Here is a 14,291-nt window from a genome sequence, read left to right on the forward strand (position 1 = left end):
TTTATAAACGCAATTCTTTTAATTTTTCCTTTTTTAAAAAATAAGGAGTGTTTACCATCGTATCTCTTCCAGAATTATTTTTTGGAAAGGCAATAAAATCTTTTATATTTTCTTTTCCTTCTAAAATAGTTATTAATCTATCTAATCCAAAAGCAATTCCCCCATGAGGTGGGGCCCCATATTCAAAAGCTTTTGTTAAAAAACCAAATTCTGATTCTATGTCTTTTATTGAAAACCCCAAATGTTTAAATATTGAATCTTGTATATTTTTATCATGAACACGTATAGAGCCTCCTCCAATCTCCATTCCATTAATAATCAATTCGTAGGATTTGGAACGAATATATCCTGAATTTTTCTTATCCAATAAATGAATATCCTCTTTTATTGGACTAGTAAAAGGATGATGGAAAGATTTATATCGTTTGGATTCTTCATCCCATTCAAAAAGCGGTAAATCTATAATCCATAAAGGTTTAAATACTTGAGGATTTTTTAAATTTAAATGATGAGCCATTTCTATACGTAATTTACTTAGTTTCGCTCTTGTTTGTTTTTTTTTCCTAAAAATTATGAACAGTAAATCACCAGGTTTTGCTTTAAAACATTTTATGAGTTTCATTAAATTTTCATGACTTAATAATTTTTTTGAAGAAAGTATTGTCTTATCCGTAAAGAATTTTATCCAAAATATTTCTTCAGGGTTTATTTTTGGTTCTCTTATACCTTCTATAATTGAATAAATTTGATTACATGTATAATGACTACATTTTGGAACATTTATTCCTATTGTTAATTCATTTTTTTTGAAAAATTCAATTCCTTTTTTTTGTACCCACTCATTGAGTTTCACAAATTTCATTCCAAAACGTAAATCAGGAGAATCTGTTCCGTACAGATCCATGGACTCAGAATAAGAAATGCATGTAAAAGATTCTAATTCAATATTTTTCATTTTTTTAAATAGATGTTTAATAAAATTTTCAAAAAAAATCAAAATGTCATGAACATCTACAAAAGCCATCTCACAATCTATTTGTGTAAATTCTATTTGACGATCTGAACGAGCATCTTCATCTCGAAAACATTTTGCTATTTGAAAATATTTATCTATGCCTCCTATCATCAATAATTGTTTGAATAATTGAGGAGATTGAGGTAAGGCATAAAACATTCCAGAATGTATCCTAGACGGGACCACAAAACTTCTAGCTCCTTCCGGAGTTTGGTTTATCAATACAGGAGTTTCTATTTCTAAAAATCCGTTTTTAGAAAGGAAATTTCTTATTTCTAGAGAAATATCATGACGAAGGATTAAATTATTTTTTATAGGATTTCTTCGAATATCAAGATATCTATATTTCATCCGACATTCTTCATCTCCATCTGTTTGATCTTCTATAAGAAAAGGAATAGGAATAGAAGGATTTAATATTTCTAGTCTAGAAACTAAAACTTCTATTTCCCCTGTAGGGATCTTTTGATTTATAGATTTTCTTTTTATTACTTCTCCACTGATTTTAATGACGAATTCTTTTCTTAATTCTATCTTATTGATTAACTTTTTTGAAAAAATAAGTTGTATAATTCCAAAAAAATCTCTAAGATCTATAAAAATTAAGGAACCTAAATTTCTTATTTTTTGAATCCATCCAGATAAAATTACTTTTTTTCCAATATCATTTTTACACAATTCTCCGCAATTATGTGTTCTGTAATAGTGCATTTCAACTATTTTTATGATTTTTAGTAGATAATTCCTCATAAACTTCTACAAGATCTCCAGGTCTAAGATTATTGAAATTTTTAATCCCCAGTCCACATTCATATCCTTTAGAAACTTCTTTCACATCTTCTTTAAAACGTTTCAAAGAAGCAAACTCTCCATTATGAATTACAATCCCTTCCCTAATTAATCTTACTTTTGCTTGACGTAATAATTTTCCTTCTACTACCATACATCCAGCTATCGTTCCAGTTTTTGGAATTTTGAAGATCTCTCTTATTTCTGCATTTCCTAATATCTTTTCTCTTATTTCAGGGGATAGCATTCCATCCATGGCTTCTTTTATATCATTGATCACATCATATATAATTGAATAAGTCCGTATTTCTATATCCTCTTTTTTTGCTATATTTTTAGCCCCATGATTAGGACGAACATTAAATCCTATAATAATAGCATCAGAAGCGCTAGCTAATAAAATATCAGACTCTGTTATTTGACCAACTCCTTTATATATAATATTTACCATAATGGTCTTTATAGATAATTTTTGAAGTGCATCAGCTAGAGCTTCAACAGATCCATCTACATCTCCCTTAAGAATTATTTTTAGTTCTTTAAAATCTCCTAGGGCTATACGTCTACCTATTTCATCTAAAGTCAAATGCTTTTGAGCTCGTATATTTTGTTCTCTTTGTAATTGTTCTCTTCTGGAAGCAATCTGTTTAGCTTCTTTTTCATCTTTAAAAACTTTGAATTTATCTCCAGCGGTAGGAGCTCCATTTAATCCAAGTATAGTAATCGGCTTAGAAGGTCCTGCTAATGAAATGGATTTTCCCCGTTCATCTAAAATATTTTTTACTTTTCCATGATGGATCCCTGCTAATACATAGTCTCCCAATTTTAAGGTTCCACCTTGTAAAAGCATAGTTGTTACATAACCTCTTCCTTTATCTAAAGAGGCTTCTATTACTGTACCTACAGCAGGTTTATTCGGATTAGCTTTTAAATCTAGTAGTTCAGCTACCAAAAGAACTTTTTCTAATAATTTATCCACTCCTGTTCCTAATTTTGCGGATATTTCTTGGGAAGGGTATTTTCCTCCCCATTCTTCAACTAAGAAATTTAAATTAGCCAATTGTTCTCTAATTTTTTCAGGTCTTGAATTTATCTTATCTATTTTATTAAGCACAAATATTATAGGAACATTTGCTGCCTGAGCATGACTAATAGCTTCTTTTGTTTGAGGTCTTACTTGATCATCCGCGGCAATGACTATGAGAGCGATGTCTGTGATTTGTGCCCCTCTCGCACGCATTGCTGTAAAAGCCTCATGACCTGGAGTATCTAAAAAAGCGATGCTTTGATGATTAGGACATTCTACACTATAAGCGGCTATATGTTGAGTAATTCCACCAGCTTCTCCAGCAATAACATTAGTATTTCTAATATAATCTAACAAAGAAGTTTTTCCATGATCCACATGCCCCATCACAGTAATAATAGGAGGTCTTGGTTTTAGATTTTCTTCTAAATCCTCATCATCTTGCACTGCTTCTTCTAAGTCTAAACCAACAAATTCTACATTATATCCAAATTCATCTGCCACTAGTGTTAGTATCTCTGCATCCAATCGTTGATTCATAGTTACCATAATGCCTAAAGACATACAGGAGACAATCACATCCGTTGCATTGACATTCATCATAGATGCTAATTCATTGACGGTTGTAAATTCAGCTACTTTAAGGACTTTATCTTGTTTTTTATTTTCTATTTCACTTTGTAGAATCCTTTTTTCTTTTTTAGATTGACGTTTTTCTTTTCTAATTTTTGAAGCTTTTGATTTTATTCCTTTTGAGGAAAGTTTTTCTAGAGTTTCTTTAATCTGTTTTTCAATTTGCTCATCTGTAATTCCTGATTTTTGTAAATTTTTCTTAGTCTTATATTTTTCCACTTTATCTTTATTATTCTCAGGATAGAAAGAATGTTTAAAAGAATTTCTTCTATTTTTATCCTGTTTTTTTCTCATAGAAGTATTCTTTATATCCTCGACAATAATTTCTTTCTTAATTCTTTGCGTTTTTTTTAATGTTATTTTCTTGTTTTGTTCTTTTTTTTCAAATTGAGATAAATCAATCCTATCTCCTGTTAACATGACTCCATCTAGTTTTTGGTAAATAGTATCTATGTGTTCAGGTTTATCTTTATTATGTTGAATGGATTTTTCTGTTTTTTTATCTACAAAGTATTTGATATTTTTTTCTTTTATCGATTTTGATTTTATAAATGGTTTCTTTCTTTCTCCTTTTTTTTCTTTAGTTTTAGCATATTCTTTTGTTCCATATGTATTTTCTAATGCATCAATATCTATTTTTCCTATTTTTTTAAATTCAATTAAATTTTCTGATTTTGCACGAATAATTTGAGGAGAATTTTTTGATTTTAATAATTCTTCTTTTATTTTTTCCTTTTCTATTCTTTTTGTAAAAAGCTTTTCTGAAGCATCTCGTATTTCTTTATAGGTCTGAAATTCTCGAACTAAAAATCTGTAGACTTTTTCTCCTATTTTTGCATTAGGGTTATTTTCTATTTCAATTCCTTTTTTTTGTAAAAAATTAACGACTCTTTGCAAAGAAATATTGAATTTAGTTAATACTGTTTTTAATCTGATTTTATCAGTCATAAGAAAAAAAATAAAAATTTAGGTAAAAAAAAATCATGTATCATGTATTTAATTATTATATATTTCCTCCTCAAACTCTTTTTTTAAAATTGAAACCACTTTATTTATAATTTTTTCTTCAAGATTCGTACGTTTACTTAGATCGTTATTTCTGTAATTTAAAACAGATTTTGCAGTAGTTAAACCAACTTTGTGAAATCTTTCAAGAACTTCCGGTTCTATTTCATCAGAAAACTCTGTTAATTCTACGTCATCTTCATAAGGAAAATCTCTAAATATGTGTATTTTATATCCAGTTAATTGACTAGCTAATCGAATGTTTTCGCCCCCCCTTCCAATTGCTTTAGATATTTCTTCCAATTTTACATATACATTTACATATTTGTGTTCTTCATTCACTTCCATCATAGAAACTTTAGCAGGACTTAGTGCCCTTGTTATATATAATTGGATATTAGTAGTGTAATTAATAACATCTATATTTTCGTTTTTTAATTCTCTCACAATAGGATGAATCCTAGACCCTTTCATCCCTACGCAAGCACCAACTGGATCTATACGATCATCATAGGAATCTACGGACACTTTAGCTTTTTCTCCCGGAATACGTGCTACTTTTTTTACTGTAATTAAACCTTCAGATACTTCTGGAATCTCTAATTTAAAAAGTTCTTCTAGAAAAGAATCATCTTTTCTGGTAAGAATTGCTAAAGGTTTATTGTCTTTCCAATCCACTCTTTTTACTAATGCTCTAACAGGATCTCCTTTGCGAAAAAAATCGTTTGGAATTTGTTCTTGTTTAGGCAAAACCATTTCATTTTGTTCTTCATCTCTCATAATAATTTGCTTAGGTAAAATGTGATATACTTCGACATTAACAATTTCCCCAATTTTATTCTTGAATTTTTTATAGATATTGGTATTATCGTATTCATTTATTTTGGAAAGCAAGTTTTGTCTCAAAGATAAAATAGCTCTTCTTCCAAGGGATTTAAGTTCCACTTTTTCCGTGACTTCTTCTCCTATCTCAAAATCTATTTCTATTCTACGTGCTGTAGATAATTCTATCTCCTTATTAACATCTTTCACCGTTCCATCTTGAACAACTATGCGATTTCTCCATATTTCTAAATCTCCTTGATCTGGATTTACAATAATATCATAATTTTTAGAAGAATCGTATTTCTTTCTTAATACACATCGTATGGATTCTTCTAAAATAGCCATTAGACTTGCTCTATCTATGTTTTTTTCATCTTTAAAAACTGAAAAAGAATCTATTAAAGCTTCATTATCCATAATTTTTAAATTTAAAAATTGAATCAAAATTTTTATATTCCTATAATGAAATTCAATATCTATTATATTCTTCAATCTACCAAGAATCATATAGACAAAAAAAATAATATGAAATTCTAATTACAGGATAAAATTATTGAAAATAACTTATACTAAGTTAATGTTGAGAATAGATGTTTTGTAAAATTATTATGGAAATATTAGGAAAATTCAATATTCAATATTATGAATGGCTTTATGAATTTCTCCATTATTTAGATCTCAAAAAATGGGGAAGTATAACTATTATTATAATTAGTAAAATGTTTTTATTCAGTGTTTTATTAATTATCTTAGAATGGATATTCAATAGAGGAGTTCGTTTTATTGGAAGGAGAATAGTGAATTCTACTCATTTTATTTGGGATAATATTTTATATGAGAATAAAGTTTTTGACAGTTTAGCTCATTTTTTTCCATTATCAATTGGATATCTTTTAATCAACCCATTTTTTAAAAATTACCAGACGATCATCATCTATCTAGAAAAAATATTCGACATTTTGTTTGTTCTGATTATTTTACAATTTTTAATTCGAGTGGTTAATTCAATTATGAGAATTGCTACTAGTGAAAATAATCATCAAACAATAGCTGTACGTTCTTTTTCACAATTATTAAAAATTGTATCTGTTATATTTTGCGTTTTAGTCATTATTGCTATTTTAACAAAAAATGATCTTATTACAGTACTTACTAGTTTAGGGGCTATAACAGCTATTGTAATCTTAGTTTTTAGAGATACGATCCTGGGATTTGTATCCGGAGTGCAAATGGCTTCCACAAAAATGATTAAAGTAGGAGATTGGGTAGGAATACATAAATATAGTATAGAAGGAACAGTAAGAGAAATTAACTTAACTTCTGCAAAAATAGAAAATTTTGATAAAACGATTACAAGCGTCCCCACTTATGATTTGATATCTACTGCTGTAACAAATTTTGAAGTAATGCGTCAAAAAAACATACGCAGAATTAAAAGATCTATTTTATTTAACATCCAATCATTTCATTTCTGTAATTCGGCTAAATTAGAAAAGTTTAAACATTTTTATCTAATTAAGAATTATATCCATAGGAAACAAAAAGAAATAGAAAGTTTTAATAAAGAAAACAATATTGATGTTAGTATGGATATTAATGGAAGAAGATTAACTAATATCGGTCTTTTCCGTCAGTATGCCTTAGAGTATTTACATCAACATCCCCGAATATCACAGTCGGAAACGTTAATGGTTAGACATTTAGAACCTACTCCTTATGGCCTCCCTATAGAGTTATATTGTTTTACAAATACTTCTGAATCCATCAAATATGAACAAATACAAGCTAGTGTTTTTGATCATTTATTAACAGCTGCTAAAGAATTTAACTTAAAAGTCACACAAGTCACTACAAACGTCCCTTATTAATATGGTAAAACTAAGCGTGAATTTAAACAAAATAGCTACATTAAGAAATGCAAGAGGAGGGAATATCCCAAATCTTTTACAGGTAGCAAAAGATGTTCAAAAGTATGGAGCACATGGGATTACTATTCATCCTCGTCCTGATGAAAGACATATTACATATAAAGATGTTTATGATTTGAAATCCATTGTAAAAACAGAATTGAACATTGAAGGAAGGCCTATTAATAAGTTTATGAATTTGGTATTAGATATTTTGCCCAATCAAGTCACATTAGTCCCTGATCCAAATAATGTTATTACTTCAAACTCCGGATGGGATACTATTCGTTATCAGGATTTATTGACTGAAACCGTGAAAAAACTAAAGAATCACGGAATTCGCACTTCTATTTTCTTAGATCCGAATCCAAAATTAGTCCCGTATGCAGCTAGTACAGGGGCGGATAGAATAGAGTTATACACGGAAAATTTTTCTGTAGGATACGCTAATCAAAGATGGAATTGTATTGATCCTTATATTATTACTGCAAAAGAGGCTCTCAATCATCATTTGTTAGTTAACGCAGGACATGATTTAAATTTAGAAAATATCTCTTTTTTAATTGAAAATATTCCTTCACTTGTAGAAGTCTCTATAGGACAGGCTTTAATTAGTGATTCTCTTTATATGGGATTAGAAAATACTATTCAAACTTACTTAAAACGCATTTATAAAGCAAATCATAAAATATGATATTACATTCTAGAATTTTTGGAAAAGGAAAGCCTATTTTAGTTTTTCATGGTTTATTTGGAAGTGGAGAAAATTGGATTTCTTTTGCAGAAAAATTTTCTCAAACATATCAAGTACATTTGTTAGATATTAGAAATCACGGAAAAAGCTTTTTTTCAGAAAAAATGAATTATGATCTTATCTCAGAAGATCTATTAGAATATATTAATTATTATAATTTAATTCATCCTATATTGATAGGTCATTCCATGGGAGGAAGAGCTGTTATGAAATTTTCTATAAATTATCCGTCAATTCCTAAAAAAATCATCATTGTAGATATAGGTCCTAGGTCATATTCTTCCACTTATCATAAAAAAATTATTCAAGTCTTGAAGAATGTAGACTTTGATATTATTAAAACTAGAAAAGATCTTGATCTTTTTTTAAAATCTTTTATTTCTTCTGTAGAGATTCGGTCCTTTTTTTCTAAATGTACTTATAGAAAAAAAGATGGAAAATTAGCGTTTCGTTTTTACTTGCTAGGAATTGAAAATAATTATTCCTATTTGATTCAAGAGGAGATCCAAGGGGGAATTTTTGATAATCCTGCTCTTTTTTACGCGGAGAATATTCGGATTATCTTATCCATCAAGATTTTTTTCGCATACAAAAACTTTTTCCAAAAGCAAAATTGTTCTTGTAAAAAAGCAAATCATTGGATTCATGTAGATAATCCTATAGATTTTTACAGAGAAGTATCTGATTTTCTATCCGGAACGAACATAGGATGATAGGATAATTTATCGTTTAACGAAAATGTTTAACGGGTTGTGGTTAATTATTCTTTAAATGTAACAGAAATTGTAATGCATAAAAAAAAGTTACGTATGAAAGTATTCAAGATTTTCCTATTAAAAATTGTTCAATTTTATCAAATTGGAATATCCCCATGGATAGGAAAACATTGTAGATACATCCCTAGCTGTTCAGATTATATGATTCAATCTTTAACTACATATAATCTCTATAGAGCTATTTTAATAATTTTTAAAAGAATTATTCGGTGTCATCCATGGGGAAGTTCAGGATATGATCCTATCAAATAAAAAATAAAATTAAATTCACAATTATGTTAAAATATATTAATTGGGATCCCATTACGAAATTTGTTTTATGGAATGGAATATCTATTCATATCTATAGTTTAATGTTTGTTGTTTCTTTCTTAGTAGGATGGTCTGTCATGAAATATATTTATCGAATTGATAATATTCATCATAAATATTTAGATCCTTTATTGATTTATACGGTTTTAGGAACTATCCTAGGAGCTAGATTAGGACAAGTATTTTTTTATGATTTCTCATATTTTTCCGATCATTGGATAGAGGCTTTACTTCCTGTGAGAGAAAATCCTTCCAGTCTTTTATTAGGAATGATCAAAGGTTATGAATTTATTGGTTATAGAGGTTTATCTAGTCATGGAGCTACTATAGGAATTATTTTATCTAGTTTTTTTTATAATAAAAAAATATTGAGAAATAAAAATAAATCATTTTTTTGGATATGTGATAGATTATGTATTGTAGCTTCATTAGCTGCTTTTTTCATACGAATAGGAAATTTTTTCAATTCTGAAATTGTGGGAAAACCTTGTGATTTTCCTTGGTCTGTTAAATTTGTACAAATGGATACTGCATATGGAGATCTAGTCCCTAGACATCCTGCTCAGATATATGAAGCTATTAGTTATTTACTTATTTTTTTATTTTTATGGTTTTTATACCGAAAAAAAAATATAAGAGATCTTGTTGGGTATATATCTGGAATTTTTTTTACTTTTCTTTGGTCTGTTCGTTTTTTGTTAGAATTTATAAAAGAACCACAAGGAAACGAGATCATCAATTTATTTTTTTTAAACACTGGACAATGGCTAAGTATTCCATGTGTAATTTTTGGAATAATTATTCTTAGTTTTTCAAGGAGAAGAAAATATTTTTTTTCATGAAGAAAGTGAATATTTTATTTTCTCTAATAGTTTTTTTCTTTTTTTTATCTTCTGAAAAAAGTGAAAAGGAGGATGAATTATTCCGAGATATAGGAGATCAATTAGAAATTCAATTTTTGAAACATGGAGAATTATACATAAAAAATAAAAATTTTTTGTTAAAAAAAATTGAAATAGAATTAGCTAATAAAGAAATAGAAAAAAAAACGGAATTAATGTATCGATCTTTTATGAAAGAGGATAGAGGAATGTTATTTATTTTAGATAAAAAAGAAAAAATTCAAAAAATGAATATGAAAAATATGCGAATTCCTTTAGATATTGTTTATATTGATCATTTTAACATAGTTATTTTTGTTAATAAATATGTTTCCCCTATGAGAAATATAGAAGTTATTAATAATCCTTCGGTTAAATATATTTTGGAAATTAATGCAGGGATGTCAGAAAAATGGGGAATTAAAAAAGGAATTACAAAGGTTTTTTTTAAAACATATACATATAAAAAAATTTAAATATTATGGTTTTTATATCAGATCAAGCTAAAAATAAATTGAATTCTCTTATGAAAGAAGAAGGAATTTCTAATGAAATTTCTTTCATTAGATTTGGGGTTAAAAAAGGAGGATGTTCTAGTTACTCCTATGAGCTGACTTTTGATCAAAAACAAAAAAAAGAAGATAAACTTTTTCAATATGGAGATATGAAAATATTAGTAGATAAAAATAGTTTTCCTTATTTAGAAGGAACAACGTTAGAGTATTCAGGTGGATTAAATGGAAAAGGGTTTTATTTTAAAAATCCTAATGCTAAACATACTTGTGGATGCGGAAAAAGTTTTTCATCATAGTGTGTGTATGAAAGAAAATAATAAAATATTAGAAAGTTTTACTAGTTCTGAATATAAGTATGGGTTTTATACTCCAATAGAATCGGATAAAATTCCAGTAGGATTAAGTGAAAATGTTATTCAAAAGATCTCGGAAAAGAAAGAGGAACCAACATGGATGTTAGATTGGAGATTAGAAGCCTATTCTATATGGAAAAAAATGAAAGAACCAACTTGGGCAAATATAAAATATGATAAACCAAATTATCAGGAGATCAGTTACTATTCTGCTCCAAAAAAGAAAATAAATCTGAATGATTTAGATCAAGTGGATCCAGAATTATTAGATACATTTAATAAATTAGGAATTTCTCTGAAAGAAAAAAAACACGTTTCTGAGGTTGCAACAGATATAGTTTTAGATTCTGTTTCTTTAGCTACTACGTTTCAAGAGCAACTAAAAAGTCAGGGAATTCTATTTTGCTCCATCAGTGATGCTTTGAAGAAATATCCAGACATTGTTAAGAAATATTTAGGTTCGGTAGTTTCAAGGAAAGACAATTTTTATGCAGCTCTTAATTCAGCTGTTTTTTCAGATGGTTCTTTTTGTTATATTCCAAAAGGAATTCGCTGTCCTATGGAATTGTCTACCTATTTTCGTATTAATGAAAATAGAACTGGTCAATTTGAAAGAACTTTAATTATTGCAGATAAAGGATCTTTTGTTAGTTACTTAGAAGGATGTACTGCTCCGCAAAGAAATGAGAATCAGTTACATGCCGCAGTTGTAGAAATAGTTGCTTTGGAAAAATCTGAAATTAAATACTCTACCGTTCAGAATTGGTTTCCTGGTGATAAAAAAGGACAAGGAGGTGTTTACAATTTCGTTACAAAACGTGGATTATGTGAAGAAAGAGCTAAAATATCTTGGATACAAGTAGAAACTGGGTCTTCTATTACTTGGAAATATCCATCTTGTGTTCTGAAAGGAGATTTTTCTATTGGAGAATTTTACTCTTTAGCTTTAACTAAAGATTTTCAACAAGCGGATACGGGAACTAAAATGATTCATCTGGGAAAGAAAACAAAAAGTGTTATTATTTCAAAGGGAATTTCTGCTGGAAAAGCTCAAAATAATTACAGAGGATTAGTGAAGATATCTCCTAAAGCCGTAAAATCACGTAATTTTTCCCAATGTGATTCTTTATTAATAGGAAACGAATGTGGAGCGCATACTTTTCCTTACATCAATGTATATAATTCTACCTCTCAAGTAGAACATGAAGCTACTACTTCAAAAATTGGAAAAGATCAACTATTTTATTGTAATCAACGTGGAATTGATACAGAAAAAGCAATTTTTCTCATTGTTCATGGTTTTAGTAGTGAAATTTTAAAAAAACTGCCAATGGAATTTGCGGTAGAAGCTCAACAACTTTTAGAAGTTTCCTTGGAAGGATCTGTTGGATAGTGGATTTTGATTTATTAGGGAATAAATAATCATTTAATATGTTGAGTATAAATAATTTACATGTTTCTATAGAGGGGAAGGAGGTTCTTAAAGGGATTAATTTTCAAGTTAATCCAGGAGAAATTCATGTAATTATGGGGCCTAACGGTTCTGGAAAAAGTACACTAGCTTCTGTTATCGCTGGAAAAGAAGAATATCATATAACTAAAGGAAATATTTTTTTTCAGAATAAGGATTTGATCTCTCTTTCTCCAGAAAAACGTGCACACTTTGGAATTTTTCTTTCTTTTCAAAATCCTGTAGAAATTTCAGGGATTTCTGTAATTAATTTTATTAAGACAGCGATTAATGCATCTCGTAAAGCACGAGGTTTAGGTAAAATGCCTGCTAAAGAAATGCTTTTTAAAATGAAGGAAAGAGCAGATCTTTTAAATGTAGAAAAAGATTTTTTTTACCGTTCTTTAAATGAAGGATTTTCTGGAGGAGAAAAAAAAAGAAATGAAATATTTCAAATGGCTATGTTAGATCCTTTATTATCTATTTTAGATGAAGTAGATTCAGGTTTGGATATAGATTCTTTGAGGACTGTAGCGCGAGGAATTAATACGTTAAAAAACGAAAAAAATTCTATGATTATTATTACTCATTACAAGAGATTATTAGATTATTTATTTTCAAATTATATTGTACATATTTTGTATGATGGAAAAATAGTTCAATCAGGAAATAAGAATTTATCTGAAAAATTGGAAAGAGAAGGATATGATTGGATTAAAAATCAAATAAAAGAAAATTAATTGATGGTCTCATGTTATTAAAAGATAGAATTTTTTCTTCACTTTCAAGTTCGAAAAAAAACATTCATGGAGAATCTTCCTATATATCTAGTTTACGACACAAATCTATAGATATTTTTCTAAAAAAAGGGTTCCCATCTGTTACAGATGAAGAATGGAAAAATACAAATGTTAATTCAATTCTTAATCAAGAATATAATCTTTTTTCTAAACTTTCTCAACAAAGAAAAGATTTAGAATATAAAAAGATCAAAGAATTGATTTATTTAGACGATTCTTTTCTTATAATTTTTATTGATGGGAAATATCAATCCATTTATTCTCATACATCTAATAACATTAGATTATCTAATCTAGCTTCACAAGAAGAAAAAAAAATTAAAGATTTTTATGGGAAATTATTTAATCTTGATGAGGCTTTTAACATTTTAAATACCATTTTTTCAAAAGATGGAGTATATATTTATATTCCTGATAATCTTTTTTTGAAAAGACCTATAGAAATATTGCACATCTATACGGGGATAGAGTCGAAAATTATGTTAAATCCAAGAAATTTAATTATAGTGGGAAAATCTTCTTTTGTTAAAATTATTGAACATCATAAATGTTTAAAAAAACATTTATTGTTTAATAATTCTGTTAGTGAAATCTATGCTTTTTCCAATAGTCAAATAGAATATTATAAAATTCAAGATAATTTGGACGAATTATCCATCATAGATAATACTTTTGTGAAGCAGGATTTACGTAGTAAATGTTCATTTTATACCTTTTCTTTTCAAGGAAAGTTTATTAGAAACAATTTGAATTTTTCTTCTCATGGAAAATTTACTTCTTCTTATTTATATGGAATTTCTCTATTATCAGGGGAGCAATTAGTAGATCATCATACATCAATGGAGCATTTATATTCAAATGCTCATAGTTTTCAATTATATAAAAATATTTTATGGAATAAATCGATGGGAATTTTTAATGGAAAAATCCTCGTTGATAAGTGTATCAAAAACATTAAGGCATTTCAGAAAAATAATAATATTCTTCTTTCTGACGAAGCTTGTATATATGCTAAACCTCAATTAGAAATTTTCTCTGATGAGGTGAAATGTTCACATGGTTGTACTGTTGGAAGTTTTCATGAACTTGATTTATTTTATTGTCAATCAAGAGGGATTCCGGAAAAAGAAAGTAAAGTTTTATTATTGCTTTCTTTTTTAGAAGAAATCTTAAAAACTATGAATATTTTAAAATTGAGAAATTTAGTTTATGAAAATATGAAAAAAAAATTAGGGGTATATTTATAATT

At 28.0% G+C, this 14,291-nt stretch carries 13 protein-coding genes; 10 read left to right on the forward strand and 3 right to left on the reverse strand.

Annotated elements, in window-relative coordinates; all coding sequences use genetic code 11:
- Nucleotide 1: 1 nt before the first annotated feature.
- The 3 genes from aspS to nusA are packed head-to-tail and all read right to left on the reverse strand — an operon-like array spanning nucleotide 2 to nucleotide 5,711.
- Nucleotides 2-1,726, reverse strand: coding sequence for an aspartate--tRNA ligase (aspS, locus tag BLBBOR_RS00070; RefSeq protein ID WP_015370423.1), 1,725 nt, complete (start codon nucleotides 1,724-1,726; stop codon nucleotides 2-4).
- Nucleotide 1,727: 1 nt separating this feature from the next.
- Nucleotides 1,728-4,412, reverse strand: a complete 2,685-nt coding sequence (gene infB, locus BLBBOR_RS00075; protein WP_015370424.1) for a translation initiation factor IF-2 — start codon at nucleotides 4,410-4,412, stop codon at nucleotides 1,728-1,730.
- Nucleotides 4,413-4,460: 48 nt separating this feature from the next.
- Complete coding sequence (gene nusA, locus BLBBOR_RS00080) at nucleotides 4,461-5,711, reverse strand: transcription termination factor NusA (RefSeq protein WP_045118235.1); 1,251 nt, start codon at nucleotides 5,709-5,711, stop codon at nucleotides 4,461-4,463.
- 173 nt (nucleotides 5,712-5,884) lie between these two features.
- Here nusA and BLBBOR_RS00085 point away from each other — a divergent pair, with 173 nt between their 5' ends.
- The 10 genes from BLBBOR_RS00085 to sufD all read left to right on the forward strand — a co-directional run bounded on the left by BLBBOR_RS00085 (nucleotide 5,885) and on the right by sufD (nucleotide 14,289).
- On the forward strand, nucleotides 5,885-7,162 hold the full coding sequence (locus BLBBOR_RS00085; RefSeq protein ID WP_015370426.1) for a mechanosensitive ion channel family protein: 1,278 nt from the start codon (nucleotides 5,885-5,887) through the stop codon (nucleotides 7,160-7,162).
- 1 nt (nucleotide 7,163) lies between these two features.
- Nucleotides 7,164-7,895, forward strand: coding sequence for a pyridoxine 5'-phosphate synthase (locus BLBBOR_RS00090; protein ID WP_015370427.1), 732 nt, complete (start codon nucleotides 7,164-7,166; stop codon nucleotides 7,893-7,895).
- The gene (locus tag BLBBOR_RS00095; RefSeq protein WP_015370428.1) at nucleotides 7,892-8,668 is read left to right on the forward strand and encodes an alpha/beta fold hydrolase; all 777 of its coding nucleotides are present in this window, start codon (nucleotides 7,892-7,894) and stop codon (nucleotides 8,666-8,668) included. The genes BLBBOR_RS00090 and BLBBOR_RS00095 overlap by 4 nt, the downstream gene beginning before the upstream one ends.
- Nucleotides 8,669-8,764: 96 nt before the next feature.
- A complete protein-coding gene (gene yidD, locus BLBBOR_RS00100) occupies nucleotides 8,765-8,983 on the forward strand; it encodes a membrane protein insertion efficiency factor YidD (RefSeq protein ID WP_045118236.1) in 219 nt (72 codons plus the stop codon).
- Between the two features lie 23 nt (nucleotides 8,984-9,006).
- A complete protein-coding gene (gene lgt, locus BLBBOR_RS00105) occupies nucleotides 9,007-9,885 on the forward strand; it encodes a prolipoprotein diacylglyceryl transferase (protein ID WP_015370430.1) in 879 nt (292 codons plus the stop codon).
- On the forward strand, nucleotides 9,882-10,400 hold the full coding sequence (locus BLBBOR_RS00110) for a DUF192 domain-containing protein (RefSeq protein WP_015370431.1): 519 nt from the start codon (nucleotides 9,882-9,884) through the stop codon (nucleotides 10,398-10,400). The genes lgt and BLBBOR_RS00110 overlap by 4 nt, the downstream gene beginning before the upstream one ends.
- Before the next feature lie 5 nt (nucleotides 10,401-10,405).
- Nucleotides 10,406-10,735 (forward strand): iron-sulfur cluster assembly accessory protein, encoded by a 330-nt coding sequence (locus BLBBOR_RS00115; RefSeq protein ID WP_015370432.1) that lies wholly within the window; start codon nucleotides 10,406-10,408, stop codon nucleotides 10,733-10,735.
- Nucleotides 10,736-10,742: 7 nt separating this feature from the next.
- Nucleotides 10,743-12,185: a Fe-S cluster assembly protein SufB gene (sufB, locus tag BLBBOR_RS00120; RefSeq protein WP_015370433.1), complete on the forward strand. Its 1,443-nt coding sequence runs from the start codon at nucleotides 10,743-10,745 to the stop codon at nucleotides 12,183-12,185.
- Nucleotides 12,186-12,223: 38 nt separating this feature from the next.
- The gene (sufC, locus tag BLBBOR_RS00125; RefSeq protein ID WP_015370434.1) at nucleotides 12,224-12,982 is read left to right on the forward strand and encodes a Fe-S cluster assembly ATPase SufC; all 759 of its coding nucleotides are present in this window, start codon (nucleotides 12,224-12,226) and stop codon (nucleotides 12,980-12,982) included.
- Between the two features lie 11 nt (nucleotides 12,983-12,993).
- Nucleotides 12,994-14,289, forward strand: coding sequence for a Fe-S cluster assembly protein SufD (gene sufD / locus BLBBOR_RS00130; RefSeq protein WP_015370435.1), 1,296 nt, complete (start codon nucleotides 12,994-12,996; stop codon nucleotides 14,287-14,289).
- Nucleotides 14,290-14,291: the final 2 nt, after the last annotated feature.

It is taken from the genome of Blattabacterium sp. (Blatta orientalis) str. Tarazona (assembly GCF_000334405.1).
Lineage (GTDB): Bacteria > Bacteroidota > Bacteroidia > Flavobacteriales > Blattabacteriaceae > Blattabacterium.